Below are 22,865 nucleotides of genomic sequence, written 5' to 3' on the forward strand. Positions count from 1 at the left end.
TTTGCACGGACCCGAGCCTCGCGCCCGGGTCCGTTTTTCTTGGGTCGCCAGATCGGCATGGGCGAAAAAACCGCCGGATAGATCAGCCTCCATCGCGGAGCGGACAGACGACACCCCCCCTAGTCTCCAAGGCTGCCGAGGATGGCGTCCGCCTCGTTCCCGGCCCGCCCGGAGTGCCTGACCATGTCCGCCCTGCCCGACCTGTCCCGCCGCCAGAAACGCCGGCTCGCCCGCCATCCGGAGCGCCCCGGCGGCGCCCGCGAGGCACGTTCATCTGCGCCCCCCCGCCGCACCCTGCCCTGGCCCCTGCCCGCCCTGCTGGCCTGGGCGCTGGCCTGGAGCCTGTGGATCACCGCAACGTCGAACGGCCTGCCGGCGGCGGCCGGCTTCGTGCTGGCCACGCTGTCGGCCGGGCTGTTCGCGATCGGCGCGCGCACCCGGTGGCGGCTGCTGATGACGCTGGGCGGCTTCCCGCTGTCGCTGGCGCTGTCCGGGCTGGCCCAGGGCGTGGCCGCCGCCCTGTGGCTGCTGCCGCTGGCGCTGCTGGCTGCGGCCTACCCGCTGCGCGCCTGGCGCGATGCACCGCTCTTTCCGACCGAAGCCGATGCGCTCGAAGGGCTGGAGACGTTGGTGCCGCTGCCCCCGATGGCGCGGGTGCTCGATGCCGGCTGCGGCCTGGGCCACGGCCTGCAGGCGCTGCAGAAGGTCTGGCCGGATGCCCGGATGGAAGGCATCGAATGGAGCTGGCCGATCCGGCTCGCCGCAGGCCTGCGCTGCCCGTGGGCCCGCATCCGCCAGGGCGACATGTGGGCCGCCTCCTGGGCCGAGCATGATCTGGTCTACCTTTTCCAGCGCCCCGAGAGCATGAATCGCGCCGCCGAGAAGGCGCTGGCCGAGATGCGCCCGGGCAGCTGGCTGGTCAGCCTGGAGTTCGACGTGCCGGGCATGCGCCCGCACGCGCGCCTGCAGAACGAGGGGCACCGGCCGGTCTGGATCTACGCGATCCGCTGACCCATCCGCCCGACATCGTCCAACCGCACGATCCCGGATTCATCCCGCATGTCGATGCTCCTGACCGACGACTCGCCGGTGTGCGCGTCCGCCCCCGTCCGCCCGCCCCGCCCCCCGATCGAGATGCGACAGGCCGATCCGGCCGGTCGCCTGCCCAGGCCGCCCGACGGCCGCTGGCTCGCGGTGCTGCCACCGGCTCGGCAGGTGCTGGCGGTGGGCGAGGAGGCCGCGCTGCTGGCCCCGTGGCATCGGCAGCAGCATGCCCAGGCCCGCTGGCAGGCCGTGCCGCTGCCGGTGGGCGGCGAGGCGCTCGCACCGGCCCTGCCACCGGCCGGATCGATCGACCTGCTGCTGCTGTCGCCGGGCTTCTTCGCGCTGACCGATGCCGACCGCTGGCTGGCGCGGCTGGGCGAGTGCTGCGCGCCCGGTGCCCGGCTGAGCCTGGCACTGGACAACGGCTGCACGCTCGAGCGCATGGCCCGGCTGCTGGAGGCAGGGACGGCCGCCGCCGGCGATCCTCAGCATGATCTGGCACGCGCCCATGCGCCAGCCACCGTCTACAAGCTGCTGCTCGATGCCGGCTGGCTGCCGCACCTGGCCGCGCACGAGCCGGTCGAGACCGCCGATCCGGCCTTCGCGCAGGGCGTGCGCCAGCTCGCCAGCCTGCTCGGCCTGGGCGAGGGCTGCGTCGACGAGGTGCACCGGATGCGCCGGCTGCATGTGCTGGCCCGCCGCGACGATGACGGCCGGGCGGCCGCAGCGCTGCCGCCACGCACGAGCGCGCCCTTCGCCGTCGTCGTGCCCACCACCGACGAGGCACAGCTGCGCGCCAACGTGCTGGCCTCGCCAGGACTGCGCGAGGTCAACGCCCGCATCGCGGTGTGCCGCGGCGCCACCAGCCCCGGCGACGCGATCGCGCAGGCCGAGGCCGCCTGCGAGGCCGACTGGCTGCTGCTGTGCCACCAGGACGTCTATTTCCCGCCCGGCTTCGGCCAGCGGCTTTCGGCCGAACTCGAGGCCATTCCCGCGCACGAGCGGCCGCGCACGCTGCTGGGCTTCATCGGCGTCGGCGTCGATGCGCAGGGGCAGCGGCTGATGCGCGCCGGCCAGGTCATCGACCGGCTGATCCACATGGATCATCCCGGCTCGGGCGTGGCGCTGTCCTTCGACGAGGTCGCCATCGTCGTCTCGCGCGGCTCGATCCACCGCATCGCGCCGGAAATGGGCTGGCATCTGTGGGCCACCGACCTGTGCCTGACGGCGATCTCGCAGCACCGGGTCATGCCGCGGCTGCTGTCGCTGCCGCTGTTCCACAACTCGCGCACCGGCTGGGGCCTGCCCGAGGCCTTCGTCGATTCGGCCGAGCGGCTGATCGCCCGCCATCCGGCCTTCGCGCCGATCCACACGCTGTGCGCGACGCTGACGCCGGAATTCGTCGCGAGTCGGCGGGCATTGCGCCGCTGATGGACCGCGCGAGCCGCGCTTTTGCCGATCTAGCCCGGCTCAAGTGACCCGAATCCGCACCGATATGCAAATCATGCCTGCGATCCGCGCAACGCCCGAGGCGTGCTGCGCCGGAACGCTGAGCCTCCACTGAGGAGTCAGGATCCATGTTCGTCATCGTCGGGTGGCTCGTCGCCATCGGTTGCATCTTCGGCGTGTACATCGTGCACGGCGGCAACATCCAGGTCATCCTGAAGGCCCTGCCCTTCGAGATGATCACCATCTTCGGCGGCGCGCTGGGCGCCTTCGTCGCGAACAACCAGCCCAAGGTGCTCAAGGCCACCGGCAAGGGCCTGGGCGCCTGCTTCAAGCCCTCCAAGCACTCCAAGGCCCGCGCGATGGAGCTGCTGGCCATGCTCTTCGAGATCCTGCAGAAGACCCGCAAGGAAGGCCTGATGTCGATCGAGAAGGACATCGAGGATCCGCACAGCTCGGCGCTGTTCCAGAAGTTCCCGGTGGTGGGCAACGACCACCATGTGACCGAGTTCGTCTGCGACTACCTGCGCATGATGGTCTCGGGCAACCTCAATGCCCACGAGATCGAGTCGCTGATGGACACCGAGCTGGAGACCCATCACCACGAGGCCCACGCGGCCGCAGCCGCCATCGCCCGACTGGCCGGCGCCCTGCCCGCCTTCGGCATCGTCGCGGCGGTGCTGGGCGTGGTCAACACCATGGGCTCGGTCGGCCAGCCGCCGGCGGTGCTGGGCGGCATGATCGGCTCGGCGCTGGTGGGCACCTTCCTGGGCATTCTGCTGGCCTACGGCTTCGCCGAACCGCTGGCCGGCCTGCTCGAGCAGAAGATCGACGAGGACGGCAAGGAGCTGCAGACCATCAAGACGGTGCTGCTGGCCTCGATGCAGGGCTACGCGCCGCAGATCGCCATCGAGTTCGGCCGCAAGGTGCTGTACTCGACCGAGCGACCGACCTTCACCGAGCTCGAGCAGCACGTGAAGAAGAAGTGACGCGGGAAGCGATCGCGAGCATGAGCACGGGAGCACGCCATGGCCGGTGACGCCAAGAAACTGCAGCCGATCATCGTCAAGAAGGTCAAGAAGGGCGGCCACGGCGCCCACGGCGGCGCCTGGAAGATCGCCTACGCCGACTTCGTGACCGCGATGATGGCCTTCTTCCTGCTGATGTGGCTGCTCGGCTCCACCACCGAGGGTGACAAGAAGGGCCTGCAGGACTACTTCCAGTCGCCGCTGAAGATCTCGCTGCTGGGCGGCGGCTCCGGCGCGGGCGACGCCTCCTCGGTCGTCAAGGGCGGCGGCACCGACCTGACGCACACCAACGGCCAGGTCCGCAAGGGCGACATCGAGGCCGAGAAGAAGACCTTCAACCTGCAGGCGCTCAAGGCCACCCAGGCCCAGGCCGAGCAGGAGCGGCTGCATGCACTCAAGCAGCGCATGCAGAACGTCATCGACGCCTCGCCGCAGCTGCGATCGCTGAAGTCCCAGGTGCGCCTGGACATGACCCGCGAAGGACTGCGCATCCAGATCGTCGACGACCAGAATCGACCGATGTTCGACAGCGGCTCCGACATGGTCAAGCCCTACATGCGCGATGTGCTGCAGGCCATCGGCAGCGTGCTCAGCGAGGTGCCCAACCGGCTGACGCTGGAAGGTCACACCGATGCCAAGCCCTTCTCCGCCGGCGTGGCCGGCTACAGCAACTGGGAACTGTCGAGCGACCGCGCCAACGCGTCGCGGCGGGAGCTGGTCGCCGGCGGGCTGGACAACGACCGGATCCTGCGGGTGCAGGGCCTGGCCTCGAGCATTCCGTTCAACAAGCAGGATCCCCTCGACCCGGTGAACCGACGCATCAGCCTGATCGTGATGACTCGCGATGCCGAGGAGCGCTTCTTCTCGTCGACCGATGCCGCGCAGCCCGCAGAGGAAGGCGCAGCGCCGGATTCCGCTTCCTCAAGTCCGGCCTCGGCCGGTCGATAAACCCCACGCGGCCACCCTCCAGCACAAGGATCTGTCATGCCTTCCTACTCCGACCTCCGCTATCTTGTCGTCGATGACTTCTCCACGATGCGCCGCATCGTGCGCGGCCTGATCAAAGAGATGGGCGGCCAGTTCATCGAGGAAGCCGAGGATGGCGTCAACGCGCTGCAGGTGCTGCGCGCCAACAAGATCGACTTCGTCGTCAGCGACATCAACATGCCCAACATGGACGGCTTCGAGCTGCTCACGCAGATCAAGCAGGATCCGGCGCTCTGCCACATCCCGGTGCTGATGGTGACGGCCGAGGCGCGCAAGGAAGACATCGTGCGCGCAGCCCAGATCGGTGCGGCCGGCTACATCGTCAAGCCCTTCACCAAGGCGACCCTGGAAGAGAAGCTGTCGAAGATCATCCAGCGCATGACCGTGACGGCCTGAGCCCGGGAGCACGCCATGACACAGAACGTGCCCATGGTCGCCGCATCGCCCCAGGTGATCCAGCAGATCGGCGAGCTGACCCGGATGCTGCACGACACCATCGAGCAGCTCGGCGTGGTGAACGTGGGCGTGATGCCGGAGCTGCAGGCCGCCACCAGCGCGCTGCCGGACGCCCGCAGCCGGCTCAACTACATCGCCAACAAGACCTCGGACGCCGCCAACCGGGTGCTGAACTCGGTCGACGACGCCAAGGTCGAGCATCAGCAGCTGATGTCGGAGTCGCGCCGGATCATCGAGGCCATCGACGCGGACGCCGGCATCGACGCGGGTGTGCGCGATCTGGTGCACCGCCACATCGGCAACCTGAACGCCTCGTGCGAACGGATCGACGAGCATCTGACCAACATCATGATGGCCCAGGACTTCCATGACCTGACCGGCCAGATCATCAAGAAGGTCGTGCGCGTCACCAACGAGCTCGAGGCCAACCTGGTCAAGCTGCTGCTCGACCTGCACCCCGAGCATGTCGAGCAGGCGGTCGCCGAAGTGGCCGCTGCCGCGCCCTGCCCGGCTGCGCAGGCCGCGCCGGCCGTGCCCGCAGCCCCCGCCAAGCCCAGCGAGCTCGAGGGCCCGGTGGTCGACGGCACCCGCACCGACGTGGTCACCGACCAGAACGAGGTCGACGACCTGCTGGCCCGCATGGGCTTCTGAACACCGCCGGTCGCCGAGGCGACAGGATCCCGCCGAGGCCGTGATGCCCGGGCCCTACACTGGCCCGCCTGTCACGGCCTCGCCGTCTTTCCGGAGTTCCCTCGCCATGTCCGACCTGAATGCCCTGTTCCTGCAAGCCGTCGCCGACTCGAAGCAGCTGCCCGAGCGGCCCGACAACATGACGCTGCTGAAGATCTACGCGCTCTACAAGCAGGCCACCGAGGGCGATGCCTCGGGCGACCGCCCCGGCATGACCGACTTCGTCGGCCGCGCCAAGTGGGACGCCTGGAAGGCACTGGCCGGCACCGCCGGAGTGCAGGCGCAGCAGCAGTACATCGACCTCATCGAGTCGCTGAAGGACTGAGCGCCGCGCCGGCCCGCGCCGTCAGCGCGGCCAGCACCGCGTCGCGCTCGGCCTTCGGGCGCGCGGCCAGATCCTTCACCGCGGCATGGAAGCGCGGCCAGTCGCGGCCCTCGCGCTCGAACAGTGCCTCGAAGGCCGGCACCTGCTGGTTGTAGGCGGCCAGCACGCCGAGCTTCGCGTTGCTGACGTTCTCGAACCAGGCGTCATAGGCCCGGTCGCCGCCCCACTGCCCGTCGCGCCAGCGTGCGTACTCGTCCCGCAGCGCGGCGATCAGCTCGGCCTTGCGCCGACGCTTGTCGTCGTCGGAGGCGGTGCTCCGGTAGAGCGCATCGAGCCGCTCGCGTGCAGCCATCGTCATCGCGCGGAACTCGGCGCGGCGGCGGTCGGCCCGTTCGGTCTCGGCGATCAGATCGGCGCGGCCGCGCTGCTGCAGCCACTGGCGACTGCCCAGACGCTCGACCGCGGTGGCATAGGACTCGTTGAAGGGGGTGTCGTCGGCCGCGTAGGCGACCTGGTGCGCCAGCTCATGGAAGACCAGCCGCGCCAGTTCCACCTCGCCGTGGCGCAGGAAGGTGTTGAGCAGCGGATCGGCGAACCAGTCGCCCGGCAGCTTGCCCAGCGTCGAGTAGGCCGGCACGCCGTAGACACTGACCTCCCAGCCGCGCTCGCGCAGCGCGGTGGCCAGCGTCTCGGCCTCGGCCCGGTCGAAATAGCCGCGGTAGCCGACACAGCCCAGCACCGGAAAGCACCAGGTCTTGAGCGTGAGCGACAGCTCCGGCGCCGCCACCACGTTCCACACCGCCGCCGGCCGGCCGAGATCGGCGTAGCGGCGGTAGCTGGCGTTGTCGGGCAGCGCCAGCGCGCGGCTGGCGTAGTCGCGGATCTCGCGGCCCAGCTCGAGCCGGCGGCGCAGGTCGGGCGCCAGCGCCGGATCGGCCAGCACCGCGTCGACCGGTCGCGCTGCCGCCAGCATGCCGAGGTGCCCGCGCACCGACTGCCAGAAGTAGCCCGGCCGCCAGGCCGAGTCGACATCGTCGGCGGCGGTGGTCGCACAGCCCGCCAGCACCAGGCCTGCGGCGGCCAGCGCCAGCGCGCGCAGCCCTGTCAGCGGCCTCACGCCGCCGCCTCCACCTCGACCAGCACATCGTAGAAGCACGGCGCCTGGCCGATGTCGGTGAGCTTCTGGTGCGTGAGCTCGTTGACATTGGTGCCGCGCATTCCCAGCTTGCGCCACCAGATGCCCAGTCCGTTGACCACGCCGGGCCGCGCGCGGGTGCTCACGCGCGCGGTGCAGTGGTAGCTGCCGCGATCGTTGAAGACCCGCACCGGCGCGCCGTCCTGCAGCCCGCGCGCCGCAGCATCGTCCGGGTGGATCTCGACGATCGGCTCGGCTTCGATGTCGCGCAGGCTCTTCACGTTCACGAAGGTCGAGTTGAGGAAGTTGCGTGCCGGCGGCGAGATCATCGCCAGCGGATAGCGCGCCGCCAGTTCCGGCGCCGACGCGACCGACTCCCACGGCGGCACGAAGTCCGGCAGGCCCCAGCCGGGCACGTCGATGCGCACCCGCCCGTCCGGCGTCGGAAAGCCGCCGTCGGCGAACGGCGCATCGGGAATCGGCAGGCTGATCCAGCCGGGCGAGGCCTTCAGCGCCTCGAAAGTCACCGCGCCGCGCAGCGTCTGCGCAGCCAGCGTCTCGTCGCTGTCGCGGAAGCACGGCTCGTCGAAGCCCATCGCGGCGGCCAGGCGGCGGAAGATCTCGGTGTTGGGCAGCGCCTGGCCGAGCGGCGAAATCGCCGGCTCGTTCAGCAGCACGTCGGTGTGGCCGTAGCTGGTGTGCAGGTCGAGGTGCTCGAGCTGGGTCGTCGCCGGCAGCACCCAGTCGGCGTGGTCGGCGGTGTCGGTCAGGAAGTGCTCCAGCACGACGGTGAACAGATCGTCCCGCGCGAAGCCGCGCGCCACCTTCGGCGACTCCGGCGCCACCGCGACCGGGTTGCTGTTGTAGACGATCAGCGCCTCGACCTTCGGGCCGAAGTCGGGCGAGGCCTCGCGCAGCAGGTCGTCGCCGATGGTGCTCATGTTGATCGTGCGCGGCACGCGGCCGGCGAGCAGGTCCGGGCGCTGGCGCGCCGCATCGTCGCGCACCGACGCGAACCAGCCCGAGGCGGACAGCAGCAGGCCGCCGGCGCGGTGCCGCCACGCCCCCGTCAGGCAGGGCAGCAGCGCGATCAGCCGCGCCGCGTTGCCCCCGCCGCGGGTGCGCTGCATGCCGTAGTTCAGCCGGATCGCCGCCGGCCGGGTCGTGCCCAGATCGCGCGCCAGCGCGCGGATCGCGTCGGCGTCCAGGCCGCAGACCTCGGCCGCACGCTCCGGCGTCCAGGCCTGCACCCGCTCGCGCAGGGCCACCCAGCCGGCCGCATCCACATGCCGGGCGATGTAGTCATGATCGAGCCAGTCGTTCGCCACCAGCTCGTGCATCAGCGCCAGCGCCAGCGCCCCGTCGGTGCCGGGCCGCAGCTGCAGGTGCACGTGGCACTTGTCGGCCGTCTCGGTGCGGCGCGGGTCGATGCAGACCAGCTTCGCCCCGGCGCGCTTGGCCGCCTGGGCGAAGGTCCAGAAATGCAGGTTCGACGCGATCGAATGGCTGCCCCAGATGACGATCAGCCGGCTCTCGGCGAAATGCCGCACCAGCATGCCGACCTTGCCGCCATAGGTGGCCGCCAGCGCGTCGCCGCCGGCCGAGGCGCAGATGGTGCGCTCGAGCTGCGAGGCGCCCAGGCGGTTGAAGAAGCGCGCCGCCATGCTCTCGCCCTGCAGCAGGCCCATCGTGCCGGCGTAGCTGTAGGGCAGGATGGCCTCCGGGTCGCGCGCGGCGATCGCCTTCAGCCGGCCGGCGATGTCGGCCAGCGCCTCGTCCCAGCTCGCCAGCTCGAAGCGGCCCGCGCCCTTCGGGCCCACGCGGCGCAGCGGCGTCAGCACGCGCTCGGGGTGATGGGTGCGCTCGGCGTAGCGCGAGACCTTCGTGCAGAGCGCGCCATGCGTCGTCACATGCTCGGCGCGGCCCTGGATGCGCACGACCCGCCCGGAGGCGTCGTCCACGCTGACCTGCATCGCGCAGGTGTCGGGGCAGTCGTGGGGGCAGGCGGCGCGGACGGTGCGCAGAGAGTCGCTGACGGGGACGCGGGTGGGGATGCTCATGGGACGGGATGATTCCAGAAATCCACAGCTCAAGCAGGTAGTTCCCCCGGCCATGTGCCGATGAATACGCCTTCAGGCCGCCGCCCCTTGTCGACCGGGAAAAGACATCGCGGAGGGCTGTTGACAAGCGACTACGCTCGGCCCTTTTTCAGGAGTCCTTCGATGATGACCGCGTGTGAAGTACTGATAAACGGCGCTTGGATCGCTTGCGCATTTACCGTTTCCCTCAGACCTCCAATTCCCGTGTCAGGGCCAAACGGAACGCGGAGTTGGCAACGTCCGGAGCACACGATCGAGCTGCGCGGACTCAACACCGATTTGGCAAACGCACTGACAGGCCAGTGCCGCATCAGGAGCGACCAAGGCGAGGGAGTCTGCTTCGACTTTCAACCTAGATCGAATGGCATTGCAGCCAAGGTCGAGTGGGACGAATGACGCTCGGTCTGCGCTTTGAGCAGCAAGCACCCTGACCTTTCACACGGTCATCGCCCATGCACGCATGGGCGACCATACCGCTAAGATGGCCCGACCCGAAGCCGTCATCCCGTCCGCCATCCCGCCCGCCATGAACGCCCCCGATCTCGCCCCCATCGTCGCGATCCGACGCGACATTCACGCCCATCCGGAACTCTGCTTCGAGGAGGTGCGCACTGCCGACGTCATCGCGCGCACGCTCGAGGGCTGGGGCATCGAGGTGCACCGCGGGCTCGGGCGCACCGGCGTGGTCGGCACGATCCGCGGCAGCGCACCCGGCGGCTCGAACCGCGCCATCGGCCTGCGCGCCGACATGGATGCGCTGCCGATGACCGAGCACAACACCTTCGCGCACGCCAGCCGCATTCCGGGGCGCATGCATGCCTGCGGCCACGACGGCCATGTGGCGATGCTGCTGGCCGCCGCGCAGGCGCTGGCCGCGCACCGCGAGCGCTTCTCCGGCACCGTCCACTGCATCTTCCAGCCCGCCGAGGAAGGCGGCGGCGGCGCGCGCGAGATGATGAAGGACGGCCTGTTCGAGCGCTTCCCCATGGACGCGATCTTCGGCATGCACAACTGGCCGGGCCTGGCCGCCGGCGACTTCGCGATCTGCAGCGGCCCGATCATGGCCTCGAGCAACGAGTTCCTGATCCGCATCACCGGCAAGGGCTCGCACGCGGCGCTGCCGCACAACGGCATCGACCCGGTGCCGGTGGCCTGCCAGATGGTTCAGGCCTTCCAGACCATCGTCACCCGCAACAAGAAGCCGATCGATGCGGCTGTCATCTCGGTGACGATGATCCACGCCGGCGAGGCCACCAACGTCGTGCCCGACGCCTGCGAGATCCAGGGCACGGTGCGCACCTTCACGCTGGAGGTGCTCGACCTGATCGAGCGGCGCATGGACGAGATCGCGCGCCACACCGCGGCGGCCTTCGGCGCCAGCGTGGTGTTCGAGTTCCAGCGCAACTACCCGCCCACGATCAACCACCGCGACGAGGCCGAGTTCGCCCGCGCGGTCATGCGCGAGGTGGCCGGCGCCGAGCAGGTGCATGAATTCGAGCCGACGATGGGCGCGGAGGACTTCAGCTTCTTCCTGCAGGCCCAGGCCGGCGCCTATTTCATGATCGGCAACGGCGACGGCACGCACCGCGAGCACGGCCACGGCCTGGGCCCGTGCAACCTGCACAACCCGACCTACGACTTCAACGACCAGCTGATCCCGAAGGGCGCCGCCTTCTGGGTGCGGCTGGCCGAGCGCTGGCTGGCGCAGCCGGCGGCCTGAACCCCGCGGCGCGAACGGACGGCGGTGTGCATGTCCGTTTCGCGTCGCATCCGGTCCGTCGGCGACCGGACGGCGTGCGTGCTGCAGGCGACGATGGCGGCCATCCCGAACCGCTTTTGAAGGAGCCCGCGATGTCCCTTGCCGACCTGCCCTGCCCCGCCGCCCTGCTGCTGATCGACGTGCAGGAATCCTTCCGCGCCCGCGCCTACTGGAACGAGGCCGAGGCGCAGCCCTTTCTCGCGGCCGTCAACCGGCTGGTGAACGGCTGCGTCGAGCGCGGCATTCCGGTCGTGCGCGTGCTGCACGGCGACGGGCCGGACACGCCCGACAACCCCTTCTCGGCGTCGAGCGGTCGGGTGCGCCCGCTGGAAGGCCTGGCGGACTTCGACGCGGCGCTGAGCTTCGTGAAGGCGCGCCACAGCGCGCTGGTCGGCACGCCGCTGGCGGTGTGGCTGCACCAGCACGGCATCCGCCACCTGATCGTCGCCGGCATCCGCACCGAGCAGTGCTGCGAGACCACCACCCGCCACGCCAGCGACGAGGGCTGGACGGTCGACTACGTGACCGAGGCGACGCTGACCTTCGACATGACGACGCCCGCCGGCGAGCGCCTGAGCGCCGCGCAGATCCGCGAGCGCACCGAGACCGTGCTGGCCGGGCGCTTCGCGACGATCCGCCGGGTCGAGGAGCTGGTCGGCGCATGAGACGGCCGTGATCGACGTCGTCTTCCTCGTCCTGCCCGACACGCTGCTGCTCGACCTGGCCGGGCCCGCGGAGGCCTTCCGGCTCGCCAACCAGGCGCTGCGCCGACGCGGGCGGGCGCCGGCCTTCCGGATGCGCCACATCGGCCCGCAGCCGCAGACCGCCTCGTCGGTCGGGCTGATGCTCGGCGGGCTGGAGCCGCTGCCCGCCGGCTTCGATCCGGCGCAGCCGACCTGGCTGGTGCTGCTGGACCGGCCGGGCGAGGTGGGCGAGGTGGTCGGCGCGACGCCGGACTGGCTGGCCGCGCGCGACTGGCTCGGCTGGGTGGTGGCACCACGGCTGACCCCGCCGGGCACGCCGGCCGGGTCCCTGCGGCTGCTGACGGTGTGCAGCGGCGCGCTGCTGGCGGCCGACGCCGGACTGCTGGCGGGCCGGCAGGCGACGACGCACCACGAGCTGCTCGACGGGCTGCGCCGGCTCGCGCCCGCGGCGAAGGTGCTGGCCAACCGGGTCTTCGTCGACGACGGCGCGGTGCTGACCAGCGCCGGCATCACCGCCGGCATCGATCTGGCGCTGCATCTGGTGCGCCGGCACTGCGGCGAGGACATCGCCGCGACGGTGGCGCAGGTGATGGTGGTGTTCGCGCGGCGCGGGCCGCAGGCGCCGCAGGACTCCGGCCTGCTGGCACACCGCGATCACCTGCACCCGGCGCTGCACCGGCTGCAGGACGCGGTCGCCGCCGCGCCGGCCGAGGACTGGGACGCCGCGCGCATGGCGGCGGTCGCGCATGTCACGCCGCGCCACCTGGCGCGGCTGTTCCGCGAGCACACGTCCTTGAGCGCCCGCGGCTGGCTGGAGCAGGTGCGCGCGACGCTGGCCGCGCAGGCGCTGCGTCAGGGCCGCGACGAGCGCGAGGCGGTGGCGCTGGCCGGCTTCTCGAGCCCGCGCCAGATGCGCCAGGCGCTGGCGCGCCAGCGCGCCTGACGCCCGCCCCGGATCAGCGCATCAGCCCAGCAGCCGGTCCAGCAGCGCCGCGGTCGAGCCGTCCAGCCCGGCCGTGTCGCCGGTGGCGAAGCGCGGCAGCAGCTGGCTGCACAGCGCCTTGCCCAGCTCCACGCCCCACTGGTCGAAGCTGTTGATGCGCCACAGCGCGCCGCTGGTGAAGACGCGGTGCTCGTAGAGCGCGATCAGCGCGCCCAGCGCCGCCGGCGTGAGCTGGTCGAGGACCAGCGTCGTGCTCGGCCGGTTGCCGGGAAAGGTGCGGTGGCGTGCGACCGTGGTCGCGTCCAGCGCCTTCGAGGCGGTCGGCGCGGATTCGCCCATCGCCTCGTCGGTCGACTTGCCCAGCATCAGCGCCTGGCTCTGCGCCAGGCAGTTGGCAAGCAGCTTGTGGTGCTGGTCGGCCAGGCCGGCGCGCACGCCCTCGGGCAGCTCGGCGATGCCCTCGGCGCGGTAGCACGGCGTCTTCACCGCGACGAACTCCACCGGGATCACGTCGGTGCCCTGGTGCAGCATCTGGAAGTAGGCGTGCTGGCCGTTGGTGCCGGCCTCGCCCCAGACCACCGGCGAGGTGCCGAAGGGCAGCGGCTCGCCGTCGAGGTCGACGCTCTTGCCGTTGGACTCCATCTCCAGCTGCTGCAGATAGGCCGGCAGCCGGCGCAGGCCCTGGTGATAAGGCGCGACCGAGCGGCTGGAGAAGCCCAGGAAGTTGCGGTACCAGACATCGAGCAGGCCGAGCTGGATCGGCAGGTTCTCTTCCAGCGGCGCCTCGGCGAAGTGGCGGTCCATCGCATGCGCGCCGGCCAGCAGCGCGCGGAAGTTCTCCGCGCCGACCGCCAGCGCGATCGGCAGGCCGATGGCGCTCCACAGCGAATAGCGCCCGCCGACCCAGTCCCAGAAGCCGAAGGTGGTCGTGATGCCGAACTTCGCCGCCGCCGCCACGTTGGTGGTGGTCGCGGCGAAGTGCTTCGCGATCGCCGCCTCGCCGCCCTCGCCGTAGCCGGCCAGGAACCAGGCGCGGGCCACCGCCGCGTTGGCCATCGTCTCCTGCGTCGTGAAGGTCTTGGACGCGACGATGACCAGCGTCTCGCGCGGGTCCAGCCGGCGCAGCACCGGCGCGATGTCGTGGCCGTCGACGTTGGAGACGAAGTGCAGCGTCAGCGCCGGGCTGGTGTAGGCGTCCAGCGCCGGCACCACCATCTGCGGCCCCAGATCGGAGCCGCCGATGCCGATGTTGACCACATGGCGGATGCCGCTCGCGGCGGTGTCGCGCACCTGCTCGACATAGGCGAGCATGCGGTCGAGCACCTCATGCACCTCGTCGCCGAACGGGGCCGCACCGCGCGGGGCGCGCAGCGCGGTGTGCAGCACCGCGCGGCCTTCGGTGTGGTTGATCGGCTCGCCGGCGAGCATCGCGTCGCGGCGCTGCTCGATCCGGCACTCGCGCGCCAGCGCCAGCAGCAGCGCGCGGGTGTCGGCGTCCCACAGGTTCTTCGACAGGTCGGCGAAAACCTCCGGCGCCTGCAGCGAGAAGGCCCCGGCGCGGCCCGCGTCGGCCGCGAAGGCCTGGCGCAGGTCGAGGGCGCGGCCGGCGCCGGCATGGTGGTCGGCCAGGCGGGCCCAGGCCTCGGTGCGGTCGCAGCGCGGTGCGGTGCTCATCGTGCGCGCTCCCGGCTCAGGCGGCCTGCAGGTCGAGGATCATGCGGTCGAGCTTGCCCGCGTCGACCGCGAAGGCGCGGATGCCCTCGGCGAGCTTCTCGGTGGCCATCGCGTCCTCGTTGAGCGCCCAGCGGAAGGCGGCCTCGTCGAAATGCACCTCGTCGATCGCGGCATCCCGGGCGGCCGCGGCGTCGAGCGCGCGCGCCACCGGGGCGTCGGCGCCCTGCAGCTGCGCCAGCAGGTCCGGGCTGATCGTCAGCAGGTCGCAGCCCGACAGCGCGTTGATCTGGCCGACGTTGCGGAAGCTCGCGCCCATCACCTCGGTGGCGATGCCGAACTTCTTGTAGTAGGTGTAGATCTGGCTGACCGACTTCACGCCGGGGTCGTTGGCGCCGGCCATCGCGGCCTCGTTCCACTGGGCGCCGGCGGACTTCTTGTACCAGTCGTAGATGCGGCCGACGAAGGGGCTGATCAGCTGGATGCCGGCGTCGCCGCAGGCCACCGCCTGGCAGAAGGCGAACAGCAGCGTCAGGTTGCAGCGGATGCCTTCCTTCTCGAGCTGGCGCGCCGCCTCGATGCCCTCCCAGGTGGAGGCGATCTTGATCAGCACCCGCTCGCGCGGGATGCCCGCGGCCTCGTACAGCGCGATCAGGCGGTGCGCGCGCGCGACCGTGGCGGCGGTGTCGAAGCTCAGGCGCGCGTCGACCTCGGTCGAGACGCGGCCCGGCACCACCTTCAGGATCTCCAGGCCGAAGCGCACCAGCACCTCGTCGACGATCTCGTCGAGCGCGCGGCCGCGGTGCGCCGCCACCGTCTCGGCCAGCAGCGGCGCGTACTCGGGCTGCTGCACCGCCTTCAGGATCAGCGACGGATTGGTCGTCGCATCCTGCGGCGCGAACTGGGCGAGCTGCTTGAAGTTGCCGGTGTCGGCGACGACGGTGGTGAACTGCTTGAGCTGATCGAGCTGATTCATGGCGTGGGCGTGCTGAAGGACACGAGATGGTGTGAGAAGCGCCGCATCTCGGCGGCACTGCAGGCCGACATTAGAACCCGAGTCGGCAGCCGCATCGGTCACCGGCTGGAACAAGCCGGTTACCGGATCGTGCTGCGCTGCACGATCCGCCTCGCCCCTGCCCGCATCCGGGGGCCGGATTGACCGGTCGAAGAAACTGATGCATCATGATTCTTGAAACCGGGTTACATCCGGTCCTTCTCTCGGTCTCCCTTCCCTTCCGGCCCGGCCCTCGACGACGCACCGCGGCCCCAACCTCCCGAGGCATGTCCATGTCCTTCGATCTCGTCTTCTTCGGTGGCACCGGCGACCTGACCTGGCGCAAGCTGATGCCCGCGCTGTTCCAGGCCTTCCGCCACGGCAAGCTGCCCGCCGGCGGCCGCATCCTGGCGGTGGCGCGCGACCAGCGCACCGACGAGGAATACCGCGCCTTCATCAAGGAGCGCTTCCACGAGGTCGACAGCTCCAAGCGCCCGAGCGACGAGGAGTTCGCCCGCTTCGCCGAACTGCTGCACTACCGGCGCATGGACCTGTCCAAGCCGGAGGACTACGCCGGCCTGAAGGACTGGCTGGACGCGCGCGGCGCCGACACCGTGGTGCTGTATCTGGCCACCAGCCCGCACCTGTTCCCGGCGATCTGCGAGCAGCTCGGCGCCGCCGGCCTGAACGCGCCGCACATCCGCGTCGTGCTGGAGAAGCCCCTGGGCCACGACCTGGCCAGCGCGCAGGAGATCAACCGCGTGGTGCGCTCGGTCTTCCGCGAGGAGCAGGCCTTCCGCATCGACCACTACCTCGGCAAGCCGAGCGTGCAGAACCTGATGGCGCTGCGCTTCGGCAATGCGCTCTTCGAGCCGCTGTGGCGCCGCGAGAGCATCGCCAACATCCAGATCACGCTGTCGGAATCGATCGGCGTGGGCACGCGCGGCGACTTCTACGACCGCACCGGCGCGCTGCGCGACATGATCCAGAACCATGCGCTGCAGCTCCTGACGATGATCGCGATGGAGCCGCCCTCCACCAGCGACGCCGACGCGATCCGCGACGAGAAGCTCAAGGTCCTGAAGTCGCTCAAGCCCTTCACGCCGGAGTCGGTCGCGCGCGACGTGGTGCGCGGCCAGTACCGCGCCGGCAGCGTCGGCGGCCAGGCGGTGCCGGGCTACCAGCAGGAAGTGAAGGTGCCGGCGGGCAGCCACTGCGAGACCTTCGTCGCGCTGCGCACCGAGGTGCAGAACTGGCGCTGGGCCGGCGTGCCCTTCTACCTGCGCACCGGCAAGCGGCTGGCCGCGCGCGACGCGCAGATCGTCGTGAACTTCCGCCCGGTGCCGCACCCGATCTTCCCCGGCGCGCAGCGCGCCAACAAGCTGGTGATCAAGCTGCAGCCGGAGGACGGCCTGGAGCTGCACCTGCTCGCGGCCAAGGGCAGCGGCACTTCGGAGTCGCTGGCGCCGGTCTCGCTGGACCTGGACTTCGACAAGGCCTTCCCGACCGAGCGCGTCGGCGCCTACGAGCGCCTGCTGCTCGACGCGATCGCCGGGCGGCTGAACCTGTTCGTGCGCAGCGACGAGCAGGAGCAGGCCTGGCGCTGGGTCGAGCCGATCCTCGACGCCTGGGAGCGCGAGCGTGTCAGCGGCGGCGAGGGGCCGCGCGGTTATGCTGCCGGCAGCTGGGGCCCCGCCGCGGCCAGCGCGCTGGTCGCCCGCGACGGCTTCGCCTGGAGCGAGGAACAGTGAGTTGAACCATCCGACGTCATCTTCGTCACCGGTCGGCAGCGGCGTGAACGCGCTGCCGCCGATGCTCGACCGCATCCGCGCCTCGCTGCCGGCGCTGTCGCCGGCCGAGCAGCGCGTGGGCAAGCTGGTGCTGGCCGACGCGCGCAGCTTCGCCAGCCTGCCGGTGGCGGAACTCGCCGAGCGCGCCCATGTCAGCAAGCCGACCGTCGTGCGCTTCTGCCGCAGCGTCGGCTATGACGGCCTGGCCGACTTCAAGCTCAAGCTCGCCGGCACGGTCAACGAGGGCGTGCCCTTCGTGCACCGCTCGGTCGACGAGGACGACAAGCCGGCCGATCTGGTCGTCAAGGTCATCGACAACGCGGTCAGCGCGCTGCTGAAGTACCGCAACGACGCCGCGGCGCACGCCTTCGAGCGCGCGATCGACGCGCTGACGCAGGCCGCGCGCGACAAGCGCCGCATCGAGTTCTACGGCGTGGGCAACTCCGGCATCGTCGCGCACGACGCCGAGCACAAGTTCTTCCGCCTCGGCGTGCATGCGGTCGCCTACAACGACGCGCATGTGCAGGTCATGGCCGCGACCATGCTCGAGCCGGGCGACTGCGTGGTCATCATCTCGAACTCGGGCCGCAGCCGCGACCTGCTCGACGCGCTGGAGATCGCGCGCCGCCGGGGCGCCACCACCATCGTCATCACCGCCAGCGGCACGCCGCTGGCGCATCAGGCGCATGTGCTGCTGAGCGTCGACCATCCCGAGGACTACGACCGCTACAGCCCGATGGTCAGCCGCCTGCTGCACCTGACGGTGATCGACATCCTGACCACCGGCGTGGCGCTGCGCCTGGGGCCGGACCTGCGTCCGATGCTCCAGGACATCAAGCGCAACCTGCGCGCGAAGCGCTACACGGCGCCCTGAGCGCTTCCGGGCGGCTTCAGGCCGGCGAGGCGGCCATGCCCAGCAGCCCGGCAACCCCGTAGAGGCCGGCCAGTTCGGCCAGCCGGGCCGGCACGCGCTCGACGCGCAGCTGCCGGCCTGCGGCTGCAGCCCGGCGCTGCAGCTCCAGCAGCACCGCCAGCGCGCTGGAGTCGAACTGGCCGAGCGCGCCGGCATCCAGCACCAGCACATCGCCGGCCGGTGCGGCAGCGATGCGCGAGCCCAGATCGACCGCGGCAGCGCGGGCCTCCGCCAGCGTCAGACGGGCCGGCAGTTCGAGTCGCGCGGTGGCAGCGCTCATGACCCGGATCCTCAGCTCTTGGCCGCGGCGGCGGCCTTGTTCTTCTCCGCCAGCTTGGCGATCAGCCCGTCGATGCCGGAGGCCGAGATTTCCTGCGCGAAGCTGGCACGGTAGGTCTCGACCAGCCAGACGCCCAGCACGTTGACATCGTGGATCTTCCAGACATCGCCCTGCTTGGCCAGGCGGTAGTCGAGCTGGATCGGATCGCCCTTGCCCTTGACCTCGGTGCGCACCGTCACTTCGGTGTCCTCGGGCCTGGCGCGCAGCGGCTTGAGCTCGACGGTCTGGTCCTTGATCTGCGACAGCGCGCCGGCATAGGTGCGCACCAGCAGGGTCTTGAACTCCTCCTGCAGGCGCTTCTGCTGCTCCGGCGTGGCCTGGCGCCAGTGGCGCCCCACCGCGGCCGAGGTCATGCGCTGGAAGTCGACATTGGGCAGGATCTTGGCATCGACCAGGGCCATGACCTTCTTCGTGTCACCGCCCTGGATGGCCTTGTCGGCCTTGACGGTCTCGATGACCTCGCCGGACATCAGCTTGATCCAGGCGTCAGGTGCGGTCGGCGCCTGGCTCTGCGCCTGGGCGACCGAGGTGGCCAGCACCAGTGCAGCCGTGGCGATCAGCGTGGACCAGCGGGATTTCGTCAGCATGGATTTCCTTTCTTTCATGCCCCTCGACCGGGGCATGGCATCTTCAACGGACCGCATGACATCCGGTGGACAGCAGGCGGCCTCAGGTCAGAGCGGTGCAGCGGCGGCGCGGTTCCCGCACAGTCTGTCAGTTTCCTGAAGCCCGGGACGCCGGCGGCTCGGCGGCCGCGGCGGAAGCCGGGGCTGCAGGAGTCTCAGGAGCAGGCGCGGCGACGGGCGGCAGGTCGTCCTCGTCGTCCTCCTCCGGCGGGTTGCCGTCGTAGACCAGGCTGCGGCGGCGCTGCAGGTAGGCGGTGCGCACGAAGGCGTACTTGTCGAGCGCGATGTCGTCGAGCAGACCGGTGGTCGACAGCAGGCCGGCGCGGGTGCTGACCAGCCGCAGCGCGGTCATCGAGTTGCGCGTCACCGACACATTCACCAGCGACTCGGGCGTGGCCAGCATGTCGACCGGCAGGCCGACCGAGTCGCGCACCGTCGAGGGGCCCAGCAGCGGCCAGACGATGTAGGCGCCGGGCGGCACGCCCCAGCGGCCCAGGGTCTGGCCGAAGTCCTCGCCGTGGCGCTCGAAGCCGAGCTCGGTGGCGATGTCCATCACGCCCATGAAGCCGAAGACGGTGTTGGTGCCCACCCGCATCACATCGCTCAGGCTGTCGGCGACACGGCCCTGCAGCAGCAGGTTGACCGCCGACCAGGCGTCCTTCAGGTTGCCGAAGAAGTTGCTCACCGCGATCTGCGCCGGCGTGGGCAGCACCGCGCGGTAGACCTCGGCAGTCGGCTTGAGCACCGCCGAGTCGACCGCCTCGTTGAAGGCGAAGACCTTGCGGTTGAGCGGCTCGAGCGGATCGGGGCGCTGGGCGGTGGCGCAGCCGGCCAGCAGCGCTGCGGCCGTCAGCGCGCAGAGTGCGGCGCGCCTCATGGCTTCGCGGCCGGCGCGTCGCTGGCGTCGGCGGCCTTGCTGTAGAGGAACTGGCTGATCAGCGTCTCCAGCACGATCGCCGACTGGGTCTGCGTGATCGTGGCGCCGGCCACCAGGTTCTGCTCGGAGGCGCCCGGCTCGATGCCAAGGTACTGCTCGCCGAGCAGGCCGGCGGTCAGGATCTTCAGCGAGCTGTCCTTCGGGAAGGCGTAGCGCTGCTGCATCTCGATCTCGACGCTGGCCTGGTACATCTTGTCGTCGAAGCCGATCGAGGTGACCCGGCCGACCACCACGCCGGCGCTCTTGACGGCCGCACCGGCCTTCAGGCCGCCGATGTTGTCGAAGCGTGCGCTGATGCGGTAGGTCGGGTCGAAGGACAGCGACAGCAGGTTGCCGGCCTTCAGGGCCAGGAACAGCAGGGCCGCCGCGCCGATCACGACGAACAGGCCGACCCAGATATCGTTGCGGGATTTCTGCATGGATTCTTTTCCTTCGATCTTCGGATCGTGGACTCAGATCGAGAACATCAATGCGGTCAGGACAAAGTCCAGACCGAGCACCGCCAGCGAGGCCATCACCACGGTGCGGGTGGTCGCGCGGGCCACGCCCTCGGGCGTCGGACGGCAGGCGTAGCCCTGGCGCAGCGCGACGAAGGTGACGGTCAGACCGAAGACGATGCTCTTGATCGCCCCGTTGCCGACATCCTTGAACACATCGACGCCGCCCTGCATCTGCGACCAGAAGGCGCCGGCATCGACGCCGATCAGCAGCACGCCCACCACCCAGCCGCCGAGGATGCCCACCGCGCTGAACACCGCCGCCAGCAGCGGCATCGCGATCAGTCCGCCGACGAAGCGCGGCGCCAGCACCCGGCGCACCGGATCGACCGCCATCATCTCCATCGCCGCGAGCTGCTCGCCCGACTTCATCAGACCGATCTCGGCGGTGAGCGCGGTGCCGGCGCGGCCGGCGAACAGCAGCGCGGTCACCACCGGCCCGAGTTCGCGCACCAGCGACAGCGCCACCAGCAGGCCCAGCGCCTCGCTCGAGCCGTAGCGCTGCAGCGTGTAGTAGCCCTGCAGCCCCAGCACGAAGCCGACGAACAGGCCCGACACGCCGATGATCGCCAGCGAGTGGTTGCCCAGGAAATGGATCTGGTCCGACACCAGCCGCAGGCGCGCCAGCGCCGCAGGCACCAGCGCCAGCAGGCGCAGCAGCAGCCGCGCGGCGTCGCCGATGTCGGCCAGGCTGCCGCGCACCGCTGCGCCCAGGCGCGCAAGCAGCTCGAGCGGGCCGCTCACCGACCTGCCCCCAGGCCGAAGTCCTCGGCGATCGGCGCGGCGGCGTAGTGGAAGCGCACCGGGCCGTCCGGCGCGGCACTGACGAACTGCCTCACCAGCGGATCGTCGCTGCGGCGCAGCGCCTCGGGCGAGCCCTGCGCGGCGATGCCGCCGTTGGCGATGAAGACGACATGGTCAGCGATCGAGAAGGTCTCGTCGACATCGTGCGAGACGACGATGCTGGTCACGCCCAGCGCGTCGTTGAGCTGGCGGATCAGCCGCGCGGCCACGCCCATCGAGATCGGATCGAGGCCGGCGAAAGGCTCGTCATACATGATCAGCTCCGGATCGAGCGCGATCGCGCGCGCCAGCGCGACCCGACGGCTCATGCCGCCGGAGATCTGGCTGGGCATCAGGTCGCGCGCGCCGCGCAGGCCCACCGCGTCGAGCTTCATCAGCACCAGGTCGCGGATCATCGGCTCGGGCAGGTCGGTGTGTTCGCGCAAGGGGAAGGCGACGTTGTCGAACACCGACAGGTCGGTGAACAGCGCGCCGAACTGGAACAGCATGCCCATGCGCCGACGCATCGCCATCAGGCCGGCGCGGTCGAGCGAGCCGATCTCGGTGCCGTCGAACAGCACCTGACCGACCGAGGCCTCGATCTGGCGGCCGATCAGGCGCAGCACCGTGGTCTTGCCGCCCCCGGAGGTGCCCATCAGCGCGACGACCGCGCCGCGCGGCACCACCAGATCGACATCGCGCAGGATGACGCGGTCGCCATAGCCGCAGGTCACCCCGCGCAGCTCGACCAGCGGCGCAGGCGTGGACAGGGAAGAAGGAGAGGATGCAGGCAAGGCGGCCAAAGGCGGCAAGAAGGACAAGGAGGAAAAGACGGAAAAGGTTCACGCCTGAAGGCGATGTCCCGATGATAGGGGAAAGCTCCGATGCGAGTTTGAAGAACAGTCGCCGGCCTGCGTCATCATGTCGACCATGATGTCGCCCATGACGCCGCCCCTTCTGCCCACGCCCTTCGACGAGCTGCGCCGCGGTCGTCTGCCCGCCACGATGGCCACCATGCTGTCGCCCTTCTCGGTCGACGAACATGAACGCCATGTGGTCGCGCTGGCCGAGGACGGCGGGCGCAGCCCGGTGCACGGGCTCGAGATCGACACGCCGCCGGGGCTGTATCGCCCGCATGCGGCCTCGAGCAGCCAGTTCATCCTGCGCACGCTGCTGCGCGAGCGCCCGCGTCTGGGCCGGCTGCTGGAGCTGGGCTGCGGCACCGGCGTGCTCGGGCTGACGCTGCTGCACCAGGGCCTGGCCGACGAGGTGCTGATGCTCGACGTGACCGACGCGGCGGTGCACGCCACCCAGGCCAATCTGGAGCGCGCCGGCCTGGCCGCACGGGCCCAGGTGCGCCAGGGCGACCTGTTCGCACCGGTGGCCGGTCCGGCACCGCAGCGCTTCGACAGCGTGCTGTTCAACCTGCCGCTGATGCACGCCGACCATGGCGGCCGACGCCATCCGGCGCTCGATGACACCGCCGGTCAGCTGGCCTGGCGCTTCTTCGAGCAGCTGCCTGCGCATCTGGCCCCCCAGGGCCGCGCCTTCTTCTCCTACGCCAACATTTCCGACCCGGCGCCGCTGGAGGCGCTGGGCGAGCAGATGGCGGTCGAGCTGCTGGCGGCCGAATGGGTCGCGCGCAGCGGCTTCTGGCTGTTTGTCTACGAGGCGCGCCCCAAGCGCCCGCAATGACAC

Annotated in this window: 24 protein-coding genes; 14 read left to right on the forward strand and 10 right to left on the reverse strand. The window is 70.6% G+C overall.

Annotated features, from left to right (window positions below):
• Nucleotides 1-183: 183 nt before the first annotated feature.
• From NFT33_RS00740 to NFT33_RS00770, 7 genes are all read left to right on the forward strand, one after another.
• Nucleotides 184-1,011, forward strand: a complete 828-nt coding sequence (locus tag NFT33_RS00740) for a class I SAM-dependent methyltransferase (RefSeq protein WP_251672566.1) — start codon at nucleotides 184-186, stop codon at nucleotides 1,009-1,011.
• Between the two features lie 48 nt (nucleotides 1,012-1,059).
• On the forward strand, nucleotides 1,060-2,475 hold the full coding sequence (locus NFT33_RS00745; RefSeq protein ID WP_251672567.1) for a hypothetical protein: 1,416 nt from the start codon (nucleotides 1,060-1,062) through the stop codon (nucleotides 2,473-2,475).
• A 146-nt stretch (nucleotides 2,476-2,621) separates the two neighbouring features.
• Entirely contained in the window at nucleotides 2,622-3,479 is an 858-nt protein-coding gene (gene motA / locus NFT33_RS00750) for a flagellar motor stator protein MotA (protein WP_037481061.1), read from the forward strand.
• A gap of 39 nt (nucleotides 3,480-3,518) precedes the next feature.
• On the forward strand, nucleotides 3,519-4,466 hold the full coding sequence (motB, locus tag NFT33_RS00755) for a flagellar motor protein MotB (protein WP_220787088.1): 948 nt from the start codon (nucleotides 3,519-3,521) through the stop codon (nucleotides 4,464-4,466).
• Nucleotides 4,467-4,502: 36 nt separating this feature from the next.
• Nucleotides 4,503-4,901, forward strand: a complete 399-nt coding sequence (cheY, locus tag NFT33_RS00760) for a chemotaxis response regulator CheY (RefSeq protein ID WP_037481055.1) — start codon at nucleotides 4,503-4,505, stop codon at nucleotides 4,899-4,901.
• A gap of 15 nt (nucleotides 4,902-4,916) precedes the next feature.
• Nucleotides 4,917-5,612: a protein phosphatase CheZ gene (locus tag NFT33_RS00765; protein ID WP_251672569.1), complete on the forward strand. Its 696-nt coding sequence runs from the start codon at nucleotides 4,917-4,919 to the stop codon at nucleotides 5,610-5,612.
• Between the two features lie 106 nt (nucleotides 5,613-5,718).
• Nucleotides 5,719-5,976 (forward strand): acyl-CoA-binding protein, encoded by a 258-nt coding sequence (locus NFT33_RS00770; protein ID WP_149504376.1) that lies wholly within the window; start codon nucleotides 5,719-5,721, stop codon nucleotides 5,974-5,976.
• On the opposite strand, the gene NFT33_RS00775 is transcribed toward NFT33_RS00770, so the two are convergent.
• Nucleotides 5,954-7,084: an aminopeptidase gene (locus tag NFT33_RS00775; RefSeq protein WP_376744110.1), complete on the reverse strand. Its 1,131-nt coding sequence runs from the start codon at nucleotides 7,082-7,084 to the stop codon at nucleotides 5,954-5,956. The genes NFT33_RS00770 and NFT33_RS00775 overlap by 23 nt on opposite strands.
• A gap of 5 nt (nucleotides 7,085-7,089) precedes the next feature.
• Complete coding sequence (locus tag NFT33_RS00780; RefSeq protein WP_251672571.1) at nucleotides 7,090-9,171, reverse strand: molybdopterin-containing oxidoreductase family protein; 2,082 nt, start codon at nucleotides 9,169-9,171, stop codon at nucleotides 7,090-7,092.
• Between the two features lie 565 nt (nucleotides 9,172-9,736).
• Here NFT33_RS00780 and NFT33_RS00785 point away from each other — a divergent pair.
• From NFT33_RS00785 to NFT33_RS00795, 3 genes are all read left to right on the forward strand, one after another.
• The gene (locus tag NFT33_RS00785) at nucleotides 9,737-10,930 is read left to right on the forward strand and encodes a M20 aminoacylase family protein (RefSeq protein WP_251672572.1); all 1,194 of its coding nucleotides are present in this window, start codon (nucleotides 9,737-9,739) and stop codon (nucleotides 10,928-10,930) included.
• Nucleotides 10,931-11,061: 131 nt separating this feature from the next.
• Complete coding sequence (locus NFT33_RS00790) at nucleotides 11,062-11,634, forward strand: cysteine hydrolase family protein (RefSeq protein ID WP_251672573.1); 573 nt, start codon at nucleotides 11,062-11,064, stop codon at nucleotides 11,632-11,634.
• Nucleotides 11,635-11,641: 7 nt separating this feature from the next.
• Nucleotides 11,642-12,616 (forward strand): GlxA family transcriptional regulator, encoded by a 975-nt coding sequence (locus tag NFT33_RS00795; RefSeq protein WP_251672574.1) that lies wholly within the window; start codon nucleotides 11,642-11,644, stop codon nucleotides 12,614-12,616.
• 21 nt (nucleotides 12,617-12,637) lie between these two features.
• Here the strand turns inward: NFT33_RS00795 and pgi are convergent, their stop codons facing one another.
• Together pgi and tal are read right to left on the reverse strand one after the other, a co-directional pair.
• Complete coding sequence (pgi, locus tag NFT33_RS00800) at nucleotides 12,638-14,290, reverse strand: glucose-6-phosphate isomerase (protein WP_251672575.1); 1,653 nt, start codon at nucleotides 14,288-14,290, stop codon at nucleotides 12,638-12,640.
• A 16-nt stretch (nucleotides 14,291-14,306) separates the two neighbouring features.
• Entirely contained in the window at nucleotides 14,307-15,263 is a 957-nt protein-coding gene (gene tal, locus NFT33_RS00805) for a transaldolase (protein WP_251672576.1), read from the reverse strand.
• A 3-nt stretch (nucleotides 15,264-15,266) separates the two neighbouring features.
• On the opposite strand from tal, the gene NFT33_RS00810 reads away from it, so the two are divergent.
• The 3 genes from NFT33_RS00810 to NFT33_RS00820 all read left to right on the forward strand — a co-directional run bounded on the left by NFT33_RS00810 (nucleotide 15,267) and on the right by NFT33_RS00820 (nucleotide 17,945).
• Nucleotides 15,267-15,446 carry a hypothetical protein gene (locus tag NFT33_RS00810; protein WP_220787096.1) on the forward strand — a complete coding sequence of 60 codons (180 nt, stop codon included), beginning with the start codon at nucleotides 15,267-15,269 and terminating at the stop codon, nucleotides 15,444-15,446.
• 128 nt (nucleotides 15,447-15,574) lie between these two features.
• The gene (gene zwf / locus NFT33_RS00815) at nucleotides 15,575-17,032 is read left to right on the forward strand and encodes a glucose-6-phosphate dehydrogenase (RefSeq protein ID WP_149504384.1); all 1,458 of its coding nucleotides are present in this window, start codon (nucleotides 15,575-15,577) and stop codon (nucleotides 17,030-17,032) included.
• Nucleotides 17,033-17,093: 61 nt separating this feature from the next.
• Nucleotides 17,094-17,945: an SIS domain-containing protein gene (locus NFT33_RS00820; RefSeq protein ID WP_173806009.1), complete on the forward strand. Its 852-nt coding sequence runs from the start codon at nucleotides 17,094-17,096 to the stop codon at nucleotides 17,943-17,945.
• A 16-nt stretch (nucleotides 17,946-17,961) separates the two neighbouring features.
• On the opposite strand, the gene NFT33_RS00825 is transcribed toward NFT33_RS00820, so the two are convergent.
• From NFT33_RS00825 to NFT33_RS00850, 6 genes are all read right to left on the reverse strand, one after another.
• A complete protein-coding gene (locus NFT33_RS00825) occupies nucleotides 17,962-18,264 on the reverse strand; it encodes an STAS domain-containing protein (protein ID WP_251672577.1) in 303 nt (100 codons plus the stop codon).
• Nucleotides 18,265-18,275: 11 nt separating this feature from the next.
• A complete protein-coding gene (locus tag NFT33_RS00830) occupies nucleotides 18,276-18,911 on the reverse strand; it encodes an MlaC/ttg2D family ABC transporter substrate-binding protein (protein ID WP_251672578.1) in 636 nt (211 codons plus the stop codon).
• 127 nt (nucleotides 18,912-19,038) lie between these two features.
• Nucleotides 19,039-19,827, reverse strand: a complete 789-nt coding sequence (locus tag NFT33_RS00835; RefSeq protein ID WP_251672579.1) for an MlaA family lipoprotein — start codon at nucleotides 19,825-19,827, stop codon at nucleotides 19,039-19,041.
• Complete coding sequence (gene mlaD, locus NFT33_RS00840; RefSeq protein ID WP_251672580.1) at nucleotides 19,824-20,306, reverse strand: outer membrane lipid asymmetry maintenance protein MlaD; 483 nt, start codon at nucleotides 20,304-20,306, stop codon at nucleotides 19,824-19,826. The genes NFT33_RS00835 and mlaD overlap by 4 nt, the downstream gene beginning before the upstream one ends.
• A 33-nt stretch (nucleotides 20,307-20,339) precedes the next feature.
• Nucleotides 20,340-21,128 (reverse strand): lipid asymmetry maintenance ABC transporter permease subunit MlaE, encoded by a 789-nt coding sequence (gene mlaE, locus NFT33_RS00845; protein ID WP_251672581.1) that lies wholly within the window; start codon nucleotides 21,126-21,128, stop codon nucleotides 20,340-20,342.
• Entirely contained in the window at nucleotides 21,125-21,937 is an 813-nt protein-coding gene (locus NFT33_RS00850) for an ABC transporter ATP-binding protein (RefSeq protein WP_251672630.1), read from the reverse strand. Before NFT33_RS00850 ends, mlaE begins: the two co-directional genes overlap by 4 nt.
• Nucleotides 21,938-22,109: 172 nt before the next feature.
• On the opposite strand from NFT33_RS00850, the gene NFT33_RS00855 reads away from it, so the two are divergent.
• Nucleotides 22,110-22,862, forward strand: a complete 753-nt coding sequence (locus tag NFT33_RS00855) for a methyltransferase (protein WP_251672582.1) — start codon at nucleotides 22,110-22,112, stop codon at nucleotides 22,860-22,862.
• Nucleotides 22,863-22,865 lie beyond the last annotated feature (3 nt).

It is taken from the genome of Sphaerotilus sp. FB-3 (assembly GCF_023706025.1).
GTDB lineage: Bacteria > Pseudomonadota > Gammaproteobacteria > Burkholderiales > Burkholderiaceae_C > Sphaerotilus > Sphaerotilus sulfidivorans.